The organism is Kutzneria kofuensis (genome assembly GCF_014203355.1).
In the GTDB taxonomy this organism is placed as follows: domain Bacteria; phylum Actinomycetota; class Actinomycetes; order Mycobacteriales; family Pseudonocardiaceae; genus Kutzneria; species Kutzneria kofuensis.
Genome location: NZ_JACHIR010000004.1, coordinates 120,087 through 144,089, shown reverse-complemented (window position 1 = coordinate 144,089; position 24,003 = coordinate 120,087). Strand labels below are relative to the sequence as shown.

General features: G+C 70.7%; 15 protein-coding genes. 11 read left to right on the top strand and 4 right to left on the bottom strand.

From position 1 onward, the window contains the following. Window positions 1–75: 75 nt before the first annotated feature. The 10 genes from BJ998_RS45375 (at window position 76) to BJ998_RS45330 (ending at window position 18,545) form a co-directional block, all read left to right on the top strand. Complete coding sequence (locus BJ998_RS45375; protein ID WP_184870408.1) at window positions 76–2,112, top strand: glycoside hydrolase family 31 protein; 2,037 nt, start codon at window positions 76–78, stop codon at window positions 2,110–2,112. Then, entirely contained in the window at window positions 2,109–4,094 is a 1,986-nt protein-coding gene (locus BJ998_RS45370) for a beta-galactosidase (RefSeq protein ID WP_184870407.1), read from the top strand. The genes BJ998_RS45375 and BJ998_RS45370 overlap by 4 nt, the downstream gene beginning before the upstream one ends. A gap of 37 nt (window positions 4,095–4,131) precedes the next feature. Beyond that, window positions 4,132–6,246: an alpha-galactosidase gene (locus tag BJ998_RS45365; protein ID WP_221339744.1), complete on the top strand. Its 2,115-nt coding sequence runs from the start codon at window positions 4,132–4,134 to the stop codon at window positions 6,244–6,246. A gap of 110 nt (window positions 6,247–6,356) precedes the next feature. Beyond that, window positions 6,357–8,225 (top strand): RICIN domain-containing protein, encoded by a 1,869-nt coding sequence (locus tag BJ998_RS45360; RefSeq protein WP_312890698.1) that lies wholly within the window; start codon window positions 6,357–6,359, stop codon window positions 8,223–8,225. Between the two features lie 112 nt (window positions 8,226–8,337). Continuing rightward, window positions 8,338–9,813, top strand: coding sequence for a glycoside hydrolase family 43 protein (locus tag BJ998_RS45355; RefSeq protein ID WP_184870406.1), 1,476 nt, complete (start codon window positions 8,338–8,340; stop codon window positions 9,811–9,813). 9 nt (window positions 9,814–9,822) lie between these two features. Then, on the top strand, window positions 9,823–11,823 hold the full coding sequence (locus tag BJ998_RS45350; RefSeq protein ID WP_184870405.1) for a glycoside hydrolase family 31 protein: 2,001 nt from the start codon (window positions 9,823–9,825) through the stop codon (window positions 11,821–11,823). Between the two features lie 47 nt (window positions 11,824–11,870). Further along, window positions 11,871–13,583: a cellulase family glycosylhydrolase gene (locus BJ998_RS45345; RefSeq protein WP_184870404.1), complete on the top strand. Its 1,713-nt coding sequence runs from the start codon at window positions 11,871–11,873 to the stop codon at window positions 13,581–13,583. Between the two features lie 172 nt (window positions 13,584–13,755). Continuing rightward, window positions 13,756–15,501, top strand: a complete 1,746-nt coding sequence (locus BJ998_RS45340; RefSeq protein ID WP_184870403.1) for a cellulase family glycosylhydrolase — start codon at window positions 13,756–13,758, stop codon at window positions 15,499–15,501. Window positions 15,502–15,572: 71 nt separating this feature from the next. Beyond that, on the top strand, window positions 15,573–17,663 hold the full coding sequence (locus BJ998_RS45335; protein WP_184870402.1) for a beta-galactosidase: 2,091 nt from the start codon (window positions 15,573–15,575) through the stop codon (window positions 17,661–17,663). 189 nt (window positions 17,664–17,852) lie between these two features. Then, window positions 17,853–18,545 (top strand): glycoside hydrolase family 12 protein, encoded by a 693-nt coding sequence (locus BJ998_RS45330; RefSeq protein WP_184870401.1) that lies wholly within the window; start codon window positions 17,853–17,855, stop codon window positions 18,543–18,545. A gap of 208 nt (window positions 18,546–18,753) precedes the next feature. On the opposite strand, the gene BJ998_RS45325 is transcribed toward BJ998_RS45330, so the two are convergent. Further along, window positions 18,754–19,785: a LacI family DNA-binding transcriptional regulator gene (locus tag BJ998_RS45325; protein WP_184870400.1), complete on the bottom strand. Its 1,032-nt coding sequence runs from the start codon at window positions 19,783–19,785 to the stop codon at window positions 18,754–18,756. 95 nt (window positions 19,786–19,880) lie between these two features. After that, window positions 19,881–20,666, bottom strand: a complete 786-nt coding sequence (locus tag BJ998_RS45320; protein ID WP_184870399.1) for an RlpA-like double-psi beta-barrel domain-containing protein — start codon at window positions 20,664–20,666, stop codon at window positions 19,881–19,883. A gap of 185 nt (window positions 20,667–20,851) precedes the next feature. On the opposite strand from BJ998_RS45320, the gene BJ998_RS45315 reads away from it, so the two are divergent. Next, complete coding sequence (locus BJ998_RS45315) at window positions 20,852–22,867, top strand: cellulose binding domain-containing protein (protein WP_246490215.1); 2,016 nt, start codon at window positions 20,852–20,854, stop codon at window positions 22,865–22,867. Here the strand turns inward: BJ998_RS45315 and BJ998_RS45310 are convergent. Both BJ998_RS45310 and BJ998_RS45305 read right to left on the bottom strand, forming a co-directional pair. Next, a complete protein-coding gene (locus tag BJ998_RS45310; RefSeq protein ID WP_184870397.1) occupies window positions 22,857–23,132 on the bottom strand; it encodes a hypothetical protein in 276 nt (91 codons plus the stop codon). The genes BJ998_RS45315 and BJ998_RS45310 overlap by 11 nt on opposite strands. Beyond that, the gene (locus BJ998_RS45305; RefSeq protein ID WP_184870396.1) at window positions 23,129–23,947 is read right to left on the bottom strand and encodes a phytanoyl-CoA dioxygenase family protein; all 819 of its coding nucleotides are present in this window, start codon (window positions 23,945–23,947) and stop codon (window positions 23,129–23,131) included. The genes BJ998_RS45310 and BJ998_RS45305 overlap by 4 nt, the downstream gene beginning before the upstream one ends. Between the last annotated feature and the right edge of the window lie 56 nt (window positions 23,948–24,003).

The following is a 24,003-nucleotide window of genomic DNA, read 5'->3' as shown; positions in this document are numbered from 1 at the left end:
TCAGGCCGTGCCCAGGGCACGGCCCGACCCCGCGCGCCCTGAACCAGATCATCCGATCCGCGAGGAGAGCACCGCATGTCCCCGCATTTCCGCGACCTCGGCGACGCCCTCGAATGGCGGGCCAGGGGTGAGACCCTGCGCGTCGAGGCGTGGGGCCCGGACGCCGTCCGGGTCCGCGCGACTCCCGGCGGGCAGCTGTTGGACGACCTGCCCGGGGCGCTGCTGGACCCGCCGCCGAGCGGTGGCAAGCCGCGGATCACCATCGCCGAGCACTCCGCGACCCTGGTCAACGGCGGCCTGACCGTCCACATCGACGGCGGCACCGAGGGCCGGCTCACGCCCGATCTGCCCGCCGCGGCCGGCCGGCTGACGTTCCTGCGCACCGAGGACGGCGTCGAACTCCTGGCCGAGCAGCCCGCGCACTTCTGGTGGCCCGGACCGCGCCTGGCCACCGCCACCGGCAACGGCTACCACCGGCTCGAGCAGCGCTTCCGTGCCTACCCCGGCGAGCGGCTCTACGGCCTGGGCCAGCACACCCACGGCCTGCTCGACCAGAAGGGCGCTGTCGTCGACCTGGTCCAGCGCAACGGCGAGGTCACCATCCCGCTGCTGGTCTCCAGCCGTGGCTACGGCCTGCTGTGGAACTCGCCCGCCATCGGCCGGGTCGAGCTGGCCGAGACCGGCACCCGCTGGGTGGCCGACAGCGCCCGCCAGATCGACTACTGGATCACCGCCGGCCGGCCCGCCGACGTGCTGCGCCGCTATGCCGACGCGACCGGCCATGCGCCCGAACTGCCCGAGTGGGCCGCCGGGTTCTGGCAGTGCAAGCTGCGCTACCGCACCCAGGAGGAGCTGCTGGAGGTCGCCCGGGAGCACAAGCGGCGAGGGCTGCCGCTGTCGGTCATCGTCAGCGACTTCTTCCACTGGACCCACCTCGGCGAGTGGCGCTTCGATCCGGCCGAGTGGCCCGATCCGGCGGCCATGGTCCGCGAGCTGGACGAGTTGGGCGTCAAGCTCATGGTCTCCGTCTGGCCGTCGGTCAGCCCGGCGAGCGAGAACTTCCACCCGATGCTGGACCAGGGCCTGTTCATCGGCGCCGAGTACGGTCCGGTCGCGCACGCCGACTGGCCGGACAAGGGGCTCGGCGCCTACTCCGCGCAGGTCGCCTTCTACGACGCGACCAACCCGGACGCGCGGCAGTATGTGTGGGAGCAGCTCCGGCGGGGCTACCACGAGCTGGGCATCAAGGTCTTCTGGCTGGACGCCGGCGAGCCCGAGCTCAAGCCCGGCTTCCAGAACGGCCTGCGGTACCACGCCGGCCCGGGTCTCGAGGTGGGCAACCTCTACCCCCGGGAGAACGCGCGGATGGTGCACGACGGTCTGCGAGCAGCCGGCGAGACCGAGATCATCTCGCTCAACCGCTCCTCCTGGGCCGGCGCCCAGCGTTACGGCGCGGCGCTCTGGTCCGGCGACATCGACGTCGACTTCGCCTCGCTGCGCACCCAGATCAAGGCCGGCCTGAACGTGATGATGTCCGGCATTCCGTGGTGGACCACGGACATCGGCGGCTTCCACGGCGGCGACCCGGACGACCCGGCCTACCGCGAGGTGCTGGTTCGGTGGTTCCAGTACGGGACCTTCTGCCCGCTGTTCCGCCTGCACGGCTTCCGCGGCCCCGCCCAGGTGCTGGAGCCGGCCATGACCGGCTTGCCCAACGAGGTCTGGTCCTACGGCGACGAGGTCTACGAGATCCTCGCCGACCATCTGCGCCTGCGCGAACGCCTGCGGCCGTACGTGATGCGCCAGATGCGGGTCACCGCCGAGACCGGCCTGCCGCCGATGCGCCCGCTGTTCGTGGAGTTCCCCGACGACCCGCAGGCGTGGCGGGTCGACGACGCCTTCATGCTCGGCGCCGACCTCCTCGTCGCCCCCGTCACCGAGGCCGGCGCCCGTGAGCGCACCGTGCACCTGCCCGCCGGCTCCCGATGGACCGACGCGTGGACCGGCGACCGGCACGAGGGCGGACAGGCGGTCACCGTGGCGGCCCCGATCGAGCGGATCCCGCTGTTCCTGCGGGACGGCGCCCGGCTCCCGATCCGGGAACAGTCGTGACGACCCGGCGCCTGGTCGACCGGCTCGGCGGGCTCGCGTTCGGCGGCGACTACAACCCCGAGCAGTGGGACAAGTCCGTGTGGGAGGAGGACGACGAGCTGATGCGCCGGGCCGGGGTCAACCTGGCCACGGTCGGCGTCTTCTCCTGGGCCCTGCTGGAGCCGAGGGAGGGCCAGTTCGACTTCTCCTGGCTCGATGCCCACCTGGACCGCCTGCACGCCAACGGGATCGCCGTCGACCTGGCCACGCCGACGGCGTCCCCGCCGCCGTGGTTCACGCTGGCCCACCCGGACGCCCTGCCGGTGACCCGTGACGGCACGAGGCTGGTGCACGGCAGCCGCGACACCTACTGCCTGGCCGCCCCGGCCTACCGCGGTGCGGCCCGGCGCGTCGCCACGGCGCTGGCCGAGCGCTACGGGAACCACCCGGCGGTGGCGATGTGGCACGTGCACAACGAGTACGCGACGCTCTGCTGGTGCGAGCACACCGCCGCGGCGTTCCGCGTGTGGCTGCACGCACGCCACGGTTCCCTCGACGCCCTCAACGAGGCGTGGGGAACGGCGTTCTGGAGCCAGCACTACACCAGTTGGGACCAGGTGCTCCCGCCGCGCGCGACCCAGTGGCACCACAATCCCGGGCAGGCGCTGGACTTCAGCCGGTTCTGGTCCGACGAGGCACTGGCGGCCTACATCGACCAGCGGGACGCCATCCGCGCCCACAGCGACCGGCCGGTGACCACCAACCTGATGGTGCCCGGCTACCAGAACCTCGACCTGTGGGCGTTCGGCCGCGAGGTCGACGTCGTCGCCATCGACCACTATCCGATCGCGCCGGGCGTCGACGCGGCCGCCGACACCGCGTTCGGCGGCGACCGCGCGCGGTCGTTCGGCGGTGGCCGGCCGTGGCTGCTGATGGAGCAGGGCACGAACACCGTCTACGCCGGGGATCGGGTCCTGGCCAAGGAACCCGGCGAGATCCTGCGCCACAGCCTTGGCCACGTCGCGCACGGCTCGGACGGCGCGTTGTTCTTCCAGTGGCGGCAGTCCCGGGCCGGGGCCGAGCAGTGGCACTCGGCGATGGTGCCGCACGCCGGACCGGACAGCCGGATCTTCCGCGAGGTGACGGCGCTCGGCGAGGCCCTCGGGCGGCTCGGCGAGCTGGCCGGGTCGACCGTGCGGGCGGAAGTCGCGGTGGTGCACGACTCCGACTCCTGGTGGGCGACGAACGTGGACGGCCTGCCGTCGTCGGAGCTCGACTACCACGCGACGCTGAGCCGGGCGCACCGGGCGCTGTGGAATGCCGGCGTCACAACGGATTTCGTCCGCCCCGACGACGACCTGAGCCGGTATCGCCTGGTGGTGGCGCCGGCGCTGTTCCTGCTTTCCGACGCCAGCGCGGAAAACCTGCGCCGGTACGTCGCCGGTGGCGGCACGCTGCTGGTCCAGCACTTCAGCGGCGTCGTCGACGCGCGGTTCCACGCGCGCCTCGGCGGCTATCCCGCAGCTCCGCTGCGGGAGGCGCTGGGCGTCCGGGTCGAGGAGTACCGCCCGCTGCGCCGGGACGAGCTGATCGTCCTCTCCGACGGCTCTCACGGCACGGTGTGGAGCGAATCCCTGCGCCTGGAAGGGGCGGAGGCCGTCGTCACGTACACGGACGGCATGCTCGCCGGCGCCGCGGCGCTCACCCGGCACCGGTCCGGCGACGGCCACGGCTGGTACCTGTCCACCCGGCTCGACGACGCGAACTACGCCGTGCTGATCGACCGCCTGCTGGCCGAGGCCGGTGTGGAGCCGGATCTGCCCGGACTGCCGTTCGGCGTCGAGGCCGTCACCAGACACGCCCCGGACGGCCGGCGGTGGCACATCGTGCTCAACCACACCGCAGACGTCGTGCCGTTGCCGGAATCCGGACACGACCTGCTCACCGGCGGCCCGCTGGCCCAGCTGCCACCCGGAGGCTGCGCGGTCCTGCGCGCCTCCTGACCCAGATCCCGTCCCTTCCCGCACTGGCGAGGCACCCGTGACCACCACCCCGCTGACCCGTTCCCCGATCCTGAGTTGGGGCCACGACGCACTGAGGCTCGACCTCCGCGTCACCGACGACGATCCCGTGCAGGTGGTCCACCTCGGGCCGTCCGCCGACGACGTCGCCGACCAGGCGCCGAACGCGCTGCCGCTGGTCGAGGTCAACGCCACCGGCCACGGCCGGCACTGGTCCAGCCACCGCCTGGTGGACACCGCGATCGGCAACCGGCTGCGGCACCGCGCGCACCACCTCGGCCGCGACGGCGGGTGGCACGTGCTCACCGTCGAGCTGCACGACCCGGACACCGGGCTGGTCGCCGAGGTGGTGTACCGGTCGCCGGACGGCGTGCCGGCCCTGCGCGCAGAGGTGACGCTGCGCAACGAGGGCGCCGGCACCCTGCACCTCGAAGCGGTCACCTCGCTGGCTCTCGGTGGCATCACCGACCTCGACCCGGACACCGCCGACGTGCTCTGGGCCGACAACGACTGGCTCGCCGAGTTCCGCTGGCAGCGCCGGCCGCTGCGGGCGGCGGTGCCCCAGCTCAGCGGGCGGCAGGTCCGGTACGGGTACGGCAAGGGCTCGTTCACGCTGGCCGGGCAGGGCACCTGGTCCAGCTGCGAACACCTGCCGATGGGCGCGCTGGCCGACCGCGCGTCCGGCCGCGCCTGGGTGTGGCAGGTCGAGCACAACGGCGGCGGCTGGCGCTGGGAGTGCTCGGAACGGCACGACACCGCCTACCTGGCGCTGTCCGGCCCCACCGACGGCGACCACGGCTGGCGGCACCCGCTGGAGCCCGGCGGTGAGTTCCGCGCGGTGCCGGTGTCGGTGGCGTTCGGCGACCGGCTGGACGAGGCGTTCGGCGCGCTGACCCGCTACCGCCGCGCGGCCCGCCGCCCGCACCGGGACCACGAACACCTGCCGGTGATCTTCAACGACTACATGAACTGCCTGATGGGCGACCCGACCACGGCGAAGCTGCTGCCGCTGGTGGACGCCGCCGCCGACGCGGGCGCGGAGTACTTCGTGATCGACGCCGGCTGGTACGACGACAGCGCCGGCTGGTGGGACAGCGTGGGGGAGTGGCAGCCGTCCACCACCCGGTTCCCCGGTCCGCGCGGCATCCACGAGGTGCTGGACCGGATCCGGGAGCGCGGCATGGTGCCCGGCCTGTGGCTGGAGCCCGAGGTGGTCGGGGTGCGCAGCCCGATCGCCACCGCGCTGCCGGACGAGGCGTTCTTCCGCCGCGACGGGGTGCGGGTGGTGGAAACCGGGCGGTACCAGCTCGACCTGCGGCACCCGGCGGCCCGCGCGCACCTCGACGCGGTGGTGGACCGCCTGGTCGGCGAGTGGGGCGTCGGCTACTTGAAGCTGGACCACAACATCGACGCCGGCTCCGGCACCACCGGCCACCCCGGTGAGGTCCCGGCGGCGGGGGCGCTCGGCCACCACCGGGCGCACCTGGACTGGCTGGACGGCGTCCTGGACCGGCACCCGCACCTGGTGCTGGAGGACTGCGCGTCCGGCGGGATGCGCGCGGACCAGGCGCTGTTGTCCCGGATGCAGCTGCTGTCCACCAGCGACCAACAGAACCTGCTGCTCTACGCGCCGATCGCGGCCGCCGCGCCGACCGCCGTCACCCCCGAGCAGGGCGCCGTCTGGGCCTACCCGCAGCCCGACGACACCCCGGACGAGGTGGCGTTCACGCTGGTGAGCGCGCTGCTCGGGCGGATCCACCTGTCCGGGCAGCTGGCCGACCTGCGCCCGGCGGCGCGTGCCCTGGTCCACGAGGCGGTGGCGCTCTACCGCGAGCTGCGCGCCGACCTGCCGGGCGCGCTGCCGGTGTGGCCGCTGGGCCTGCCGGCCTGGGACGACCCGTGGGTGGCGCTGGCCCTGCGCACCCCGACCACCACCTACCTGACCGCGTGGCGCCGTCCCGGCACCGACCCGACCATCACCCTGCACCTGCCGCACCTGCTGGACACCCCGGCGGTCGCGACGCCGATCTTCCCCGCCGACACCCGCGCCACCACCGCCTGGAACCCCGGTGCGGCGGAACTCGCGCTGACCCTGCCCGCGGCCCCGTCCGCCGTCCTGCTCCGCCTGAGCTGACCACGCCACCCCCGAGCCGCCGTGCCTGAGCGCACGGCCGGAAGCCCGCCGTTCCAGAGACGGGAGCACCACCACATCCCTGCCCGAACCACGACCCAACGGAGGGTTTCGTGAAACGGTCACGCCGCGCCGTACACGATCGCCTGCTAGCCCCGACCGCTGCCCTGTCGCTCATCGCCGCCGCCCTGTCCGTCGGCGCGTTCACCGCCGCCGCACCGGTCGCCACCGCCGCCACCTCCGCGTCGGTGTCGGTCGACACCGCCCACTGGTTGGCGAACTACTCGTCCACCACCCCCGGCCTCAACGCCGCGGTGTACGACGCCAACATGAACCGCTCGGACATCCCCGGCCTGCTCAGCAACGCCGGTGTCGGGATGATGCGCTACCCGGGCGGCAGCTACGCCGACATCTACCACTGGCAGACCAACACCGCCGACGGCGCCTTCGTCGCCCCGAACACCGACTTCGACACGTTCATGGGCACCGTCCGGGCGGCGCACACGCAGCCGATCATCACCGCGGACTACGGGTCGGGCACGCCGGACGAGGCGGCGGCCTGGGTGCGGTACGCCAACATCACCAAGGGCTACGGCGTCAAGTACTGGGAGATCGGCAACGAGATCCCCGGCAACGGCGAGTACGGCGCGCAGTGGGAGACGGACAAGCACTCCAGCCACAGCGCCACCACCTACGCCACCAACCTCCTGCAGTTCGTCTCGGCGATGAAGGCGGTGGACCCCAGCATCAAGATCGGGGCGGTGCTCACCACGCCTGGCAGCTGGCCGGACGGCATCGTCGGCCCCGGCGACACCCAGGACTGGAACCACACGGTCCTGTCCATCGCCGGCTCGAAGATCGACTTCGTGATCGTGCACGACTACCCGACCAGCACCGGCGAAGCCGATCTGCTGGCCAAGCCGCAGGCCAACGCCCCGACCATGGCCGGCACGGTGCGGTCGCTGATCAACCAGTACGCCGGCGGCAACGCGCCGAACGTGGGCATCGCCATCACCGAGACGAACGTCGACAAGTACAAGGACACCGCCCCCAACGGGTTGTTCGCCCCGGACCAGATGCTGACCTGGGCGGAGAACGGCGCGTTCACCGTCGACTACTGGGCCATGCACAACGGCACCGACTGCTCCCATGTGACCACAGTGGACGGAGCCACCGACTACGACGACGGGGGCGTGCTGTCCAGCGCCTCGTCGTGCGAGCCGGCGTTGGACACCCCGTTCGCGCCCTACTACGGCATCTCGATGATCGGCAAGCTGGCCCAGTCCGGCGACTCGCTGATCAAGGCCAGCAGCTCCAGCTCGCTGATCTCCGCGCACGCGGTGCACCGCGGCAACGGCGACGTGAACGTGATGCTGATCAACAAGGATCCGAACAACAGCACCACGGTGTCCCTGTCCTACAACGGTTTCACGCCGTCCTCGGCCGCGCCGACCGTGTACACCTACCAGAAGAACGGCACGTCGATCACCTCGGCCACCGCCGGCAGCGGCACCACCCAGACCGTCCCGGCGTACTCGGTGGTCGTGGTGCAGATGCACCCGGGCGGCGGCACCGGCGGCACGTCCGGCGCGGTGCACGCGGTCGGCGCGGGCAAGTGCCTGGACATCAACAACAGCACCACCACGGCCGGCACGCAGGCCCAGATCTGGGACTGCAACGGCGGCGCGGGCCAGACCTGGACCCGCACCTCGGCCAAGGAGCTGCGCGTCTACGCCACCACCAGCACCCCGATGTGCCTGGACAACTCCGGCAACGGCACGACCAACGGCACCGCCGCCGTGATCTGGCAGTGCAACGGCGGCGCCAACCAGCAGTGGAACGTCAACTCCAACGGCACGATCAGCAACGTCCAGTCCGGGCTGTGCCTGGACGTGAACGGGTTCGGCACCGCGAACGGCACCAAGGTCCAGCTGTGGGCCTGCGGGTCGAACCAGAGCAACCAGCAGTGGACGGCCAGCTGACCGGTCTCGGCTGAGCCGAGCCGGGCGGCCCGGCGCCCGCACGTCGCCGGGCCGCCCCCGTGCCGAACGACGACCAGAACAGGGGCCAACCGGCCCGGGAGGGGAACGAAGGGTGTCCGACCAGCACGAGGCGACCGCCACCACCAGCAACCCGATCATCCCCGGGTTTCACCCCGACCCGACGGTCTGCCGCGTCGGCGACGACTACTACCTCGCCTGCTCCAGTTTCGAGTACTTCCCGGGGGTGCCGGTCTTCCACAGCCGCGATCTGCTGCACTGGACGCAGATCGGCAACGCCCTGGACCGGCCGAGCCAGCTGCGCCTCCCGTTCGACACGCCGTCGTCGGCGGGGATCTACGCGCCCACGTTCCGCCACCACGACGGCCGGTTCTGGCTGATCGTGACGAACGTCAGCGACGGCGGCAACCTGCTGTTCACCGCCACCGATCCGGCCGGGCCGTGGTCGGATCCGGTGCGGCTGCCCGATGTTCCCGGCATCGACCCGGACCTGGCCTGGGACGCCGACGGCACGTGCTGGTGCACCGTCGCCGGCGTCCACCAGGTGCGCCTCGACCCTCGTACCGGCGAGGTTCTCGGCCCACCGCAACGGCTCTGGTCCGGCACACCCAACGCCCAGGCGCCGGAGGCCCCGCATCTGCACCGGATCGGGGACTGCTGGTACCTGCTCATCGCCGAGGGCGGCACCGAGCGGGGCCACGGCGTGTCGATCGCCCGCGGCCGCACACCGGACGGCCCATTCGAACCGTGCCCGGCCAACCCGATCCTGTCGCACCGCAGCACCACCCATCCCGTCCAGAACACCGGTCACGCCGACCTGGTGCAGGCTCCCGACGGCTCGTGGTGGATGGTGCTGCTCGGGGTGCGGCCGGGCGGCGGCACCCCGGGCTGGCACGTGCTCGGGCGGGAAACGTTCCTCGCGCCGGTGACCTGGGCGGACGGCTGGCCGGTCGTCGGCGACCTGGTGTCCGGGCCGGTGATCACGGGTTCGCACCGGGACGACTTCGAGTTCAGCGAGCTGCAACCGTGCTGGATCTCGGTGCGCGACCGGCTCCCGGAGCACTGCACCACCAAGGAACGGTCCGGCTGGCTGACCCTGCACGCACGCGGCGGCTCCTTGGACGAGCGCGACGTGGTGTTCGTCGGCAGGCGACAGCAACACCTGTCGTGCCGGGCACGAACCCTGATCGACGCCGCGGCGGGAAGCGGCGGCCTGGCCGTGCGGCTCGACGAGGAGCACCATTACGAGATCGAGGCCGACGCCGGAGAAGTGCGGGTCGTCGCCCGCATTGGCTCGCTGAAAACCGTTGTGGCGTCCCGTCCGGCGCCCGAGACCCCGGTCGTGCTCGCCGTCGAGATCGAGCCGCGGACCCCACGCGACCCCCGCACGGGCCCCGATACGATTCGCCTCGGGGTGGAGGCCGACGGCGTCGTCACCGCGCTGGCCGAACTCGACGGCAAGTACCTGTCGACGGAGGTGGCGGGCGGCTTCACCGGACGGGTCGTCGGCATGTACGCGGCGGCCGGCACCGTCCACTTCGACTGGTTCGACTACGAGCAGATCACCTGAGGAGCCGCGATGTCCGCCTTTGTCGTCGCCGGGGGCGCGCTTGAGCGGCGTGCCCCGAACGAGGTGCTGCGCGTCGAGCCGTGGGGGCCGCACGCCGTGCGGGTCCGCGCCGCCGCCACCGCGATCGATCCCGGCCTGCCCGGCGCGCTGGACCCGATCCCGCCCGCCGCGGACGCCGAGCTGACCGTCCTCGACGACGGCTCGGCGCGCCTGGTCAACGGACGCATCACGGTGGTGGCCGACACCCTGGGGAGCCTGCGGTTCCGGCACACCGCCAGCGGGCGGGAACTGCTGGCCGAGCGGCCGCCGGCCCGGCCGTGGCTGCCCGGCTCCCGGCGGTGCCGGCCGGTGGGCGACGGCAGCTACCACCTGGAGCAGCGGTTCGCCGCGCACCTGGGTGAGCGGCTGTTCGGCCTCGGCCAGCACCCGAACGGCCGGCTGGACCAGAAGGGCCTGGTCGTCGACCTGGTGCAGAGCAACACCGAGGTCACCATCCCGTTCCTGCACTCCTCGCGCGGCTACGGCCTGCTGTGGCACAACCCGGCCGCCGGGCGGGTCGAGCTGGCCGAGGACACCACCCGCTGGGTGGCCGACTCGGCGCAGCAGATCGACTACTGGATCACCGCGGGCGACACCCCCGCCGAGATCACGGCGAGCTACGCCGACGCCACCGGCCACCCGCCGCTGCTGCCCGGGTGGGCCACCGGCTTCTGGCAGTCCAAACTGCGCTACCGCACGCAGGAGGAGCTGCTGGCGGTGGCCCGGGAGCACACCGGGCGGGGGCTGCCGCTGTCGGTGATCGTCTGCGACTACTTCCACTGGCCCCGGATGGGGGACTGGCGGTTCGAGCCGAGTGAGTGGCCGGACCCCGAGGGGATGGTGAAGGAGCTGGCCGGGCTCGGCGTCGAGCTGGCGGTGTCGGTGTGGCCGACCGTGGCCGCCGACAGCGAGAACCACGACGCGTTGCGGGCCGCCGGTCTGCTGGTCCGCGACGCTCACGGCGGCCTGCTCACCACCCACGCACCGGCCCGGGGCCACGGTCAGAACTACCAGCCGGTGACGCACTACGACCCGACGGCGCCGCGCGCCCGCGAGTTCCTGTGGCAGCGGTTGCGGGAGAACTACCACGCGTTGGGCATCACCGCGTTCTGGCTGGACGCCTGCGAACCGGACGTGCCGCCGGAGGTGGCTGCCCGCGCCCGCTACGCCGCCGGCCCCGGCCCGCAGGTCGGCGGGCTGTACGGGCACCTGCACGCCCAGGGCGTCGCCGACGGGCTGCGCTCGGTGGGGGTGGACCGCCCGCTGAGTCTGGTGCGCAGCGCGTGGGCGGGCAGCCAGCGGCACGGCGCCGCCCTGTGGTCCGGCGACATCGAGCCCACGTTCGAGTCGCTGGCCGCGCAGATCCGGGCCGGCCTGAACGTGGCGCTCAGCGGCATCCCGTGGTGGAACACCGACGTCGGCGGTTTCCTCGGCGGCGACCCGGACGATCCGGCCTACCGGGAGGTGCTGGTCCGCTGGTTCCAGTACGGCACGTTCAGCCCGATCATGCGCCTGCACGGCGACCGCGCCCCGAACCAGCCGTTCACCACCGAGATGTCCGGCGGACCGAACGAGGTGTGGTCCTACGGCGAGCAGGCGTACGGGATCCTGGCCGCGCATCTGCGGTTGCGGGAACGCCTGCGCCCCTACCTGGCCGAGCTGTCCGAGACCGCGCACCGCACCGGCGCACCGCCGATACGCCCCCTGTTCTTCGACTTCCCCGACGACGAGCGGGCCTGGACCGTCGAGGACCAGTTCCTGCTCGGACCGGACGTGCTGGTGGCCCCGGTGACGGAGGCCGGGTCGCGGTCCCGGCCGGTGTACCTGCCGGCGGGGACCCGCTGGCTGGATCCGACGACCGGCGCCGTCCACGACGGCGGCGTCACCGTCGACGCCCCGGCCCCGCTGGAGCACATCCCGGTCCTCATCCGTGAAGGCGCGGCCGTGGCGGCCGCGTTCACCGCTGACTGACGTTCACCGCCGACTGACCCGAACCGACCAATCCAAGAGGACGGCACATGACACAAGCACAGCACCGCCGGCGCAGACTCGGATTACTGGCGAGCATCCCGCTGGCGGTGACGACCATGGCCACGCTCGCCGTCGCCCCGGCGAACGGAGCTCCGGCAGCGCAGTCGGCGCCCGTGGACCCGATGACGGCCGTGGCCGCCATGCAGCCCAGCTGGAACCTGGGCAACACCTTCGACGCCATCCCCGACGAGACCTCCTGGGGCAACCCGCTCACCACCAAGGCCACGTTCGACGGCCTCCGGGCCCAAGGCTTCCGCAGTGTGCGGATTCCCGTCACCTGGTACCCCCACCAGTCCGACACCGCCCCGTACACCATCGACGCGGCGTGGATGACGCGGGTCAAGCAGGTGGTCGACTGGGCGCTGGCCGACGGCCTCTACGTCGAGATCAACGTGCACCACGACTCGTGGCAGTGGATCAAGTACATGTCCACCGACCACGACAACATTCTGGCTCGGTTCGACGCGACCTGGCAGCAGATCGCCGCCGCGTTCAAGGACGAGCCGCGCAAGCTGCTCATGGAGAGCATCAACGAGCCGCAGTTCGACAACGCGACCGACGCCCAGAAGACCCAGTACCTGCGAGAGCTCAACACCTCGTTCCACGACATCGTGCGCAACAGCGGCGGGCAGAACAAGGACCGCCTGCTCGTCCTGCCCTCGGAGGAAACCAACAACGCCCAGAACTGGCTCGACGACCTGTCGACGACCATCAGCTCGCTGCACGACCGCAATCTCGTCGCCACCGTGCACTACTACAGCTGGTACCCGTTCAGCGTGAACATCGCCGGCGGCACGACCTTCGACGCCAAGGCCCAGCAGGACCTGACCGAGGGCTTCGCCCGGGTCCACGACACCCTCGTCGCCAAGGGCATCCCCGTCTACCTCGGCGAGTACGGCCTGCTCACCTCGCCCCACTCCGGCTACGTCGAGCGCGGGGAGATGCTGAAGTACTTCGAGGAGGTCGACTACGAGGCCCGGATCAACGGCATCACCACCGCGGTCTGGGATGCCGCCAACGACTTCCTGAACCGCGGCACCATGCAGTGGGTGGACCCCGAGATGGAGGCTTTGATCAAGACCTCCTGGACCACCCGCTCGGGCACCGCGTCCACCGACAATCTCTTCGTGCCGAAGTCCGGCCCGATTCCGGCGCAGACCATCACCCTGAACACCAACGGGAACTTCTTCGCGGGCCTGTGGCAGGGCAACACGCCGCTGATCCCGTACCTCGACTACACGCTGGACGGTGACCGGCTGACCCTGACTTCCCGGGCGCTGACCCGGTTGGCCGGTGATCGTGCCTACGGCGTGAACTCGACTCTGCAGGTCCGGTACTCGCGGGGTGTGCCGTGGCAGCTGCACGTGAGGTCGGCCGACCAGCCGGTGCTCGCGGACGCGTCCGGCACCACCACGTCGCTGGTCATTCCCACGCAGTTCCATGGTGACCTGCTGGCCACCATGGAGGCCACCTACGCGGACGGGACCAATGCCGGGCCGGCCAGTTGGACGCCGTTCCAGCAGTTCGGGTACGCGTTCGCCCCTGACTACACCGCCGGCACGACAACCTTGACCGCTGACTTCCTCAACAGTCTCAAGGACGGCGCGCCGGTCAAGCTCGTCTTCCATTACTGGACCGGTGCCACTTTGACCTATCAGGTGACCAAGTCCGGCACCACCGTGACCGGCACCGCTTCCTGACCTACCTCCGCCCTCGCCCCGGCCGCCGGTTTCACCGGCGGCTGGGCCCCTCGCGTCCCCGAGGTTCTCGCATGGTCCCGCTGCCCCCGCGCGTGCTGTTCGGCGCCGGCTACCACCACGAGTACCAACCGTACGAGCGGTTCAGGGCATCCACCACCGAAAGGCACGACACGTGAACGACGCACCGCAGAGTGCCCGGCCGAACCGCCGCCGGCTCGGCCGCGCGGCGACCCTCCTGGTGGCCCTGGCCACCACGGGCAGCCTGGCCAGTGGCACCGCCTTCGCCGCGCCGGCCGACCCGAACCGGGTCCCGGGCGGGTCGACCGCACCGGCCCCGCAGGACCCGATGAAGGCCGTGGCCGCCATGCAGCCCAGCTGGAACCTGGGCAACACGCTGGACGCCATCCCCGACGAGACCTCCTGGGGCAATCCGCTCACCACCAAGGCGCTGTTCGACACCATCCGGGCCGAGGGCTTCCGCAGCGTCCGGATTCCCGTGACCTGGAGCGGCCACGCCTCGGCGACGGCGCCGTACACGATAGATCCGACGTTCATGGCCCGGGTCAAGCAGGTGGTCGACTGGGCGCTGGCCGACGGTCTGTACGTCGAGATCAACGTGCACCACGACTCGTGGCAGTGGATCAAGTACATGTCCACCGACCACGACAACATTCTGGCTCGGTTCGACGCGACCTGGCAGCAGATCGCCGCCGCGTTCAAGGACGAGCCGCGCAAGCTGCTCATGGAGAGCATCAACGAGCCGCAGTTCGACAACGCGACCGACGCCCAGAAGACGCAGTACCTGCGAGAGCTCAACACCTCGTTCCACGACATCGTGCGCAACTCCGGTGGGCAGAACAAGGACCGCCTGCTCGTCCTGCCCTCGGAGGAAACCAACAACGCCCAACACTGGCTGGACGACCTGTCCACGACGATGAGTTCGCTGCACGACCGCAATCTCGTCGCCACCGTGCACTACTACAGCTACTACCCGTTCAGCGTGAACATCGCCGGTGGCACGACCTACGACGCCACGACTCAGAAGGATCTGACCGACGGCTTCAAGCGGGTGCACGACACGTTTGTCGCCAAGGGCATTCCCGTCTACCTCGGCGAATACGGCCTACTCAGCGAGCCCAACTCCGGCTACGTCGAGCGCGGGGAGATGCTGAAGTACTACGAGCACGTCAACTACGAGGCGCGGATCAACGGCATCACCACCGCACTCTGGGACGATGCCAACTACCTGAACCGCACCACCATGCAGTGGCGGGATTCCGACTTGATGGCTCTGATCAAGGCGTCCTGGACCACCCGCTCGGGCACCGCCTCCACCGACAATCTGTTCGTGCCGAAGTCCGGCCCGATCTCGGCGCAGACCATCACCCTGAACACCAACGGGCTGTTCTTCGCGGGCCTGTGGCAGGGCAACACGCCGCTGATCCCGTTCCTCGACTACACGCTGGACGGCGACCGGCTGACCCTGACTTCCCGGGCGCTGACCCGGCTGGCCGGCAACCGTGCGTACGGCGTGAACTCGACTCTGCAGGTTCGGTACTCGCGGGGAGTGCCCTGGCAACTGCACGTGAGGTCGGCCGACCAGCCGGTGCTCGCGGACGCGACCGGCACCACCACGCTGGCCATTCCGACCCAGTTCCATGGTGACCTGCTGGCCACCATGGAGGCCACCTACGCCGACGGGACCAACGCCGGCCCGACCAGCTGGACCCCGTTCCAGCAGTTCGGGTACGCGTTCGCTCCCGACTACACCGCCGGCACCACGACTCTGACCGCTGACTTCGTCAACAGTCTCAAGGACGGCGCGCCGGCCAAGCTCATCTTCCACTACTGGACCGGCGCCACTCTGACCTACCAGGTGACCAAGTCCGGCACCACCGTGACCGGCACCGCCTCCTGACCCACCATCGTCCCCGTTCCCGGCCGCCGGCCCCACCGGCGGCCGGGCCCCTCACGTCCCGAGGTTCTCGCATGGTCCCGCTGCCCCCGCGCGTGCTGTTCGGCGCCGCCTACTACCACGAGTACCAGCCCTACGAGCGGCTCAAGACCGACCTGGACCTGATGGCGGAGGCCAGGTTCACCGTCATCCGGGTCGGCGAGTCCGTCTGGTCCACATGGGAGCCGGAGAACGGGCGGTTCGACCTGGACTGGCTGCGGCCGGTCCTCGACGGCGCCCACGAGCGCGGCATTGCGGTCGTGCTCGGCACGCCGACCTACGCGGTGCCGCCGTGGCTTTCCCGGCAGTACCCCGAGATCGCCGCCGAGCACGCCACCGGGCAGCGCATCGGCTGGGGCGCCCGGCAGGAGATCGACTTCAGCCATCCGGCGTTCCGCTTCCACGCCGAGCGGGTGATCCGAGCGATCCTCACCCGGTACGCCGAGCACCCGGCGGTGATCGGCTACCAGGTGGACAACGAGCCGGGCCTGCGCCTGCCCCACAACCACGGGGTGTTCCAGCGGTTCGTGGACCATCTGCGCGCCGAGTACGGCGACGTCGAGACCCTCAACCGCGAGTGGGGCCTGGTCTACTGGTCGCATCGACTGTCCACCTGGGCGGACCTGTGGACGCCGGACGGCAACGCCCAGCCCCAGTACGACGTCGCCTGGCGGGCGTTCCTGGCTCGCCAGACCACCGAGTTCGTCGCCTGGCAGGCCGACATCGTGCGCGAGTACGCCCGCGCGGACCAGTTCGTCACCACCTGCGTCGCCTACGGGCACCCGGCGCTGGCGGACGACGAACTCACCGACAAGCTCGACGTGACGGCCGGCAACCCGTACTACGACATGCAGGACGGCCTCGAACTGCCCGAGCCTGCCGGCAGCCGCGAGCACCCGTGGCTGGCGACCGGGGTGTGGGCGCTGTTCCAGAGCGCCGACCGGATCTTCTCCTCCCGGCAGGAGCCGTTCCTGGTCACCGAGACCAACGCCCAGGCCGTCAGCTCGCCGTGGGACAACCGCCCGGCCTTCGACGGCCAGTGGCGGCAGGCCGCGTGGGCGCTGGTCGCCCGGGGTGCGCGGATGATCGAGTACTGGCACTGGCACACGCTGCACTTCGGCGCGGAGACGTACTGGGGCGGAGTCCTGCCGCACAGCGGCCGTCCCGGCCGGGTCTACGCCGAACTCGCCCGGCTCGGCGCGGAATTCGACACCGCCGGGGCCCTGGTCGCGGGGATCCAGCCGGACGCCGACATCGCGATGGTCTACTCGATGCCGAGCAAGTGGCTGATGCAGAAGTACCCGCCGCTGGCGAAGGCCGACGGCAGCCCGGACGGCGCCGCGTACCACCGCATCTTCGACTCCTTCTACCGCGGCGCGTTCGAGGCCGGCCGTCAGGTCCGGATCTTCCACGCCCGCCGACTCGCCGAGGTTCCGCCCGACCTGGCCGCGCGCCGCCACCCCGTGCTGATCGCGGCCGGCCTGTACATCGCCGACGACGCGATGCTCGACTGGCTCGTGGCCTACGCGGCCGCCGGCGGCCACCTCGTTCTCGGTCCGCGGACCGGCTACGCCGACCACGAGGCACGGGCCCGGCACGAGCCGGCCCCGGCGCGTCTCAGCGAGGCCGCCGGCGTGTGGTACGAGGAGTTCAGCAACCTGTCCACCGACCTCGCGGTTCGGGCGGCGCCCGGCAGCCCGCTCGTGCTGCCGGACGACGCCACCGGGACCCGTTGGGTGGAGGGCCTGACCGCTGTCGACGCCGAGGTGCTCGCCGAGTACGACCACCCGCACTTCGGCCGGTGGCCGGCCGTCACGACCCGGCGGCACGGCGAGGGCCGTGTCACCTACGTCGGCACGGTGCCTGGCCGCGAGCTCGCCCGCACTCTGGTGTCGTGGCTCGCCCCGCTACCGCGCAGCGGGTGGTCCGCGCTGCCCGAATCCGTGACCGCGACGACCGGCACCGCCCCGGACGGGCGGCGCGTGCACGTGGTGCACAACTGGAGCTGGCGGCCCGCCGACGTGAGAGCGCCCGTGGATCTCGTCGACGTCCTGGACGGCCGTTCGGTCCCCGGCGGCACGGTCGTGGCTCTCGGCGCCTGGGACGTCCGGATCCTCGTGAGCTAATTGCGGCTTCGAATATTCGACACGGTTTCCGGTCATCGAGGCGTAATTCTTGACCACGCGGGTTCTCCATGCGACGCTGCGATCGGACGGCATTGTTTCACCATCCGGCAGTGCCGGAGTCGTCGAATAAATTCGACTGACCGATCCCGTCCGAACAGCCGTGCAACGACGCTCGGAAGGACATCGTTCATGCGGAAAACCCTGCGTTTCGCCCTGCCCTCATTGGCCGCGCTCGCCGCGCTCGTATTGACCGCCACCTCCGCGCAGGCGGCCACCTGGTCGTCCTCGGACAAATGGGGCACGTGGTCCAACGGCGGATACACGATCACCAACGACGTCTGGGGCAGTGGCGCCGGCCCGCAGACGATCTGGGCGAATTCCTACAGCAACTGGGGTGTGTGGTCCAACCAACCCAACACCGGCGGCGTGAAGTCGTACCCGCACTCCGGGCGCACCATCGGCCGCACGCTGAGCTCGCTGGGCAGTGTCACCAGCACGTTCAACGTCTCGGTGCCGGGCAGCGGCGCCTACGAGACGGCGTACGACATCTGGGCCAACAACAACGCGTACGAGATCATGTTGTGGATGAACAAGACCGGCGCGGTCGGCCCGATCGGCAGCTACCAGACCACGGTGTCGGTCGGCGGCCACACCTGGGACGTCTACAAGGGCTCGAACGGATCGAACGCGGTGTTCTCCTTCCTGCGCCACGGCAACACGAACTCGGGGTCGGTGGACGTCAAGGCGGTGCTGAACTGGATCAAGTCGAAGGGCTGGTACGGCGACGTCACCCTCGGCGACGTGCAGTTCGGCTTCGAGATCACCTCGTCGAGCGGTGGCATGAACTTCGTCTCGAACAGCTTCTCCGTCTCCTCGTCCTGACCATCCGCTCCGCGACGCTGGAGAACAGTGGCGCCGATGGCGGCCGGCGAATCGCCCGGCCGCCATCGGCGCCCCGCTCGGGCGCTCGTGACGGAATTCCCGAAGAGTGTCCGCTATCGGATGCCCAGGAAACGGACACCGCCGCGGAGTTGTTCTCCGATCGGCCGATCGTGTGTTCCCGGAACCAACGCGGTGTCCGCTGTGTCCATCACGCCGAGGCGCGCAGCACGAGCTCCGTGTCGAGCACGACACGGCGTGGCCCGGACGACCCGCCGGCGATCAGGGCGAGCAGTTCCCGGGTCATCCGGGCGCCCATCTCCTCGACCGGCTGGCGGACGGTGGTCAGCGGCGGATCGGTGTGCCGCCCGATCGGCAGGTCGTCGAAGCCGATCACGGCGACGTCGTCGGGCACGCGGCGGCCGGCCCGGCGCAGCGCGCGCAGCACGCCGACGGCCATCAGGTCCGACGCGGTGAAGATGGCGTCCACATCGGGCCGGCGTTCCAGCAGCCGCACCGCGGCGTGCTCACCGGACGCCTGGCTGAAGTCGCCGAAGAACACCAGCCCGTGGTCGGACCGTTCCGCGTCGGCCATGACCCGGCGGTAGCCGGCGAGCCGGTCCAGTCCCACGGTCATGTCCCGCGGCCCCGCCACGGTGGCGATCACGGACCGTCCGCTGTCGACGAGGTGGCGAACCGCCTTCGCCGCGCCACCGAGGTTGTCCGCGTCGACGTAGGAGACCTGACCGTCCTCGCCGTCGAGCACCGGCCGGCCGCCGATGACCACGGGAACGTCGATCCGGTCGAGGTCGAGCGGACTGCGGCCGTGCATGCTGACGAACAGCGCGCCGTCGACGTGACCGCCGCTCAGGTAGTGCATGGCCGGCGCCTGACAGTCCCTTGTGGACGGAACTGGCAGCAGCACCAGTTGCAACCCGGCGGCGGTCACCACCCGGTTGACCCCGACCACGACCCGCGCGAAGTACGGGTCGGAGAACAGCCTCAGTCCCTCCTCGCACACCACGAACGCGATCGACCGGGTGCGCGCCTGGGCGGCCACCTTGACGGCGCGCTGGCGTTCGTAGCCCAACGCGGCCATGGCGGACTCGACCTGCCTTCTGGTCTCCGGGCGCACTCTGGGTAAACCGTTGAGCACCCGGGACGCGGTCGCCGACGACACCCCGGCTGCCCGCGCGACGTCAGCGAGCGTCGGGCGTGCAGGGCACAGCTCGAGAGCGGTCACGCTCCACCTCACACGACGGCATTGTCCAGCGGCGGCACGTACGTGAAGTCAGTGTTACCGCAAACATCCGTGGCGGGCAAGGAAGGAACGTTCACTCATGACGTCGTGTACGTGACCGTTGTGTAGGCCGGGCCGCAGCCGTTGGCGCAGGACGAGGGCAGGGCGAACCGGTAGGTCCGGCCGCCGGCCACGAGCGCGCCCGACGCGTCGACGACCCGGATCCGGTACTGCGTGCCCTGCGTCGGCGACGTGCTGGTGGGGCCGATCCGGTAGATCCGGTAGTCCTGACCCAGGTCGGAGTCCATGCTGGCGTCGTGCCACGTGCCGTTCGAGTAGTACTGGACTCCGTGTATTCCGTTCGGCAGATGGGATACGGCGATCACCGGCCAGTACGGTTGCGCCGACTGGATGAAACCGATGCGGATGTCGCCGGCACAGCCCGGCGCCGGCACGAACTGCCAGCTGATCCGGCGGTTGTTCCAGTGGCCGGGATACATGTCGCCGACCGGCAGGCCATCCTTCGCGAACCGGTTGAGGGAGTTCTGTGCGAGATCCAGGTGGTTCGGGTCGTCCCGGCACCACGCGTCGGAGTCGGCGCAGCTGTCCGCGACGAGCATGGTGAGCGTCGCTCCGTCGTATCGGTCGGCCACCCACGACCCGTTGCGGCAGAACGGTTGTCCCGGCGTGTCGAACACGTTGAGCGCCACGAAGTTCTGGCTGTCCAGCGCGGACTGCGGCAGCCCGCAGCCCCCGTAGGGCGAGCCGAGACCGGCGAAGTAGGTGGCGTTGCCGGTCACGGACGCGGCCGACGCCGGGCCGGTGAACAGGCCCGGCGCGAGCGGGGCGACCGAGGTCGGCCGGGACGCGACACCCTTGTGCATGCGCCGATTCTGCGGACGTCCACGGTCGCGCTGTCAAGTTTCCCGGCCACCGGCGTGAAACTTACCGCTGGCCGTCCTTTCGACAGTTTCGCTGGTTGACGCTGTCGTGGCCACGATGCTTTCCTCGGGCTGGAGAGCGCTTCCAGAAGGTCTTCCGCAGCGGCTCAGTGAGGATGGTGATCTTGTTGGCGGCGCGAAGATTCCGCCTGACAGCAGCGGTGTTGGTGCTCGGCGCGAGCGTGCTCGTCGCCGCGCCGGCCGCGGCCGACGCCACGGCGACGGTCACGGTCAACGCTCGTTCGGGGCTGTCCACCGTGTCGGACACGGCCATCGGCGTGAACCACGCGGTGTGGGACAGCCAGCTCGGCACGAACGAGGTCGCGGACCTGTACGCCAAGGCCGGCGTCGGGATGATGCGCTACCCGGGCGGTTCCTACGGCGACATCTACCACTGGAAGGACAACACCGCACCCGGCGGCTACGTCGCGCCGAACACCGACTTCGACACGTTCATGGGCGGCGTGCGCCGCGCCGGCGCCCAGCCGATCATCATCGCCGACTACGGCAGCGGAACTCCGCAGGAGGCCGCCGACTGGGTGCGGTACGCCAACGTCACCAAGGGGTACGGGGCGAAGTACTGGGAGATCGGCAACGAGATCCCCGGCAACGGCCACTACGGCACGAACTGGGAGACCGACCTGCACGCCGACAAGAGCCCGACCGCGTACGCCAACGGCGTGGTCGCCTACTCGGAGGCGATGAAGGCGGTCGACCCGACGGTCAAGATCGGCGCGGTCCTCACCACCCCGGCGAACTGGCCGGACGGCCTGATCGCCAGCGGCGATTCCGCGACCTGGAACCAGACCGTGCTGTCGATCGCCGCCTCGCACATCGACTTCGTCATCATCCACTGGTATCCGACCGGCGCGACCGCGGCCGACGAACTCTCCCGTCCCGACCAGGTCAACGACATGATCTACATGGTGCGCCAGCAGATCGCCCGGTACGCGGGCGGGCGCGACATCGGCATCGCGATGACCGAGACCAACACCGCGGTCGGCATGGACACCCAGCCCGGCGCCCTGTTCGCCGCCGAGACCTATGCGAGCCTGCTGGCCAACGGCGTGTTCACGGTGGACTGGTGGGACACGCACAACGGTCCCACCACTGTGTCCACAGTGGCCGGCCAGACCGACTACGGCGACTCCGGCTTGCTGTCCAGCGCAGGCTGCGTGAACGACGTGTGCGAGCCGGCGCTGAACACGCCCTTCGCCCCGTACTACGCGCTGTCCATGCTCAGCGCCTTCGCCCATCCCGGCGACCAGTTCGTGAACGCGGGCAGCAACCAGTCGTCGGTCAACGCCTACGCGGTTCGCCGGGCCAACGGTGATCTGGCGCTCCTGCTGGTGAACAAGGACCCGGACAACGCCCGCACGGTCGCCATCGACTACGCCGGGTACGCGCCGTCGAACGCCGTGCCGACAGTGTCGACGTTCACCAACGGGGCGAGCGCCATCACCACGACCGCCGCCGGCACCGCGACCAGCCAGACGCTGCCGCCGTACTCGCTGACGACCGTGCTGCTGCATCCGGCCGGATCGACCACCGGCCTGCCCGCTGCGCCGGGGCAGCCGTCCGCCGGCGCGGTGACCGACCGGACTGCGACGATCTCCTGGCCGGCGTCCGGTACGGGCCTGAAGTACGAGGTCTACCGGCAGGTCGGCGCCACCAGCGAGGAACTGGGGGAGACGACCGGCACGTCTCTGGCTGTGGGCAACCTCAACCCGGGCACGCGGTACACGGTGAACGTGTTGGCGCGCAACGGCGCCGGCGCCGTGTCGTGGTCGTCGCCGCCGCTGACCTTCACGACGACCGCGCCCGCGCAGAGCACGTGTTCGGTGCGGTACGCCGACACCAACGACTGGGCCAACGGATTCGTCGGCAACGTCGACATCACCAACACCGGCACGGCCCCGCTCGACGGCTGGACGCTCGCGTACACCTGGCCGACCGGCTACCAGCAGGTGACCAGCGGCTGGAACGCGACATGGACCCAGAACGGGACGAACGTCGTCGTGACCGGCGCCGGGTCGCTGGCGCCGAACGCCACCGTGAGCGCCGGGTTCGTCGCCAGCTACTCCGGGCCGAACGTGACGCCGGTCGCGTTCACGCTCAACGGAACCGTGTGCTCTAGCGGCTGACGAGCTTCTCGAAGAAGAACTCGTGCTTGAGGAAGGACGTCTCGTGTTCCGCCCCGGGGTACGGGGGGATGAGCTGGGCCGCTTGGAACAGCCGCCACCCGTCCTCGAGGGCGGCGACACCCGTGAGGTACGGGGGTTCGTCGCTGTCGCCGGTCGTCGGGCGCGTCTGCCCGGTGCCGTCGTAGCGGGCCCAGCCGATGACCGCCGAGTCGAGGGCGGAGTTGTTCAGGTACAGGACGAGAACCTGTTGCCTCACGGTGGTCATGCGTGGCTCCTCTGCCCGGGGCGGTTGGCGATGCGGGTGGCCCAGTAGTCGACGTCGAATCCGGGGTCGTCGGTCAGAGCCCGCCACATCCGGATCCGGTTGTGGATCTCCAACCGGCCGGTGGCCGTTTCGTACCAGGGGAACCAGTGCGACAGTTCCTCGCGGACCGCGGGGCCCTCCAGGTTCGCGGTGTCCCACAGCCGCACCTGCGGCACGGTCGGATTGAGGCGGATCTTGTACATGTGGCGGACGGTGTCGCTGTCGTTGCGGCGCCCGCCGTGCCAGATGCCGTGGTGCAGCACCAGGACGGTGCCGGCCGGACAGACGAGCCGGATCTGGCCGAGCAGGTTCTGGTAGCGGCCGGTGTCGGACTCGTTGATGCGGCGCAGATGGCTGCCGGGGACGAGCAGCGTGCCGCCCATGTCCTCGGTGACCTCCTGCGGGTAGTACATGAGCTGCACGTCGAATGCGTCGAACCGCAGATCGATCAGGGCGTCGGCGTGCAACGCCTGCGCGCTGCCCTCGCGCGGCTCCCGCCGGTGGACGAAGTGGTGGTCGACGGTCGGGTCGGGGCCCACCAGGCTTTCCAGTGCACCCGCAACCGCGGGGAGTTCCACCAGCCTGCGGGCAAAGGTTCCCTCGGGGAACGCATCGGACAGGGGAGTGCCGTACGGCACGGCGGGCAGCCCGGCGGCGAACACACCGAGCGCCTCCTCGTTCATCTCCGGGGGCACGACCCGGTCCAGGCGCAGGAAACCGCGCGCCACGAACCGCGCCACCTGGCCGGAGTTCAGTAGCTGCCGTGTGGTTGACATGCCGCAACCCTAGGAAGCCGGGGCGTCGCGGTCGTGGGCCGCAATCGGCGACCACT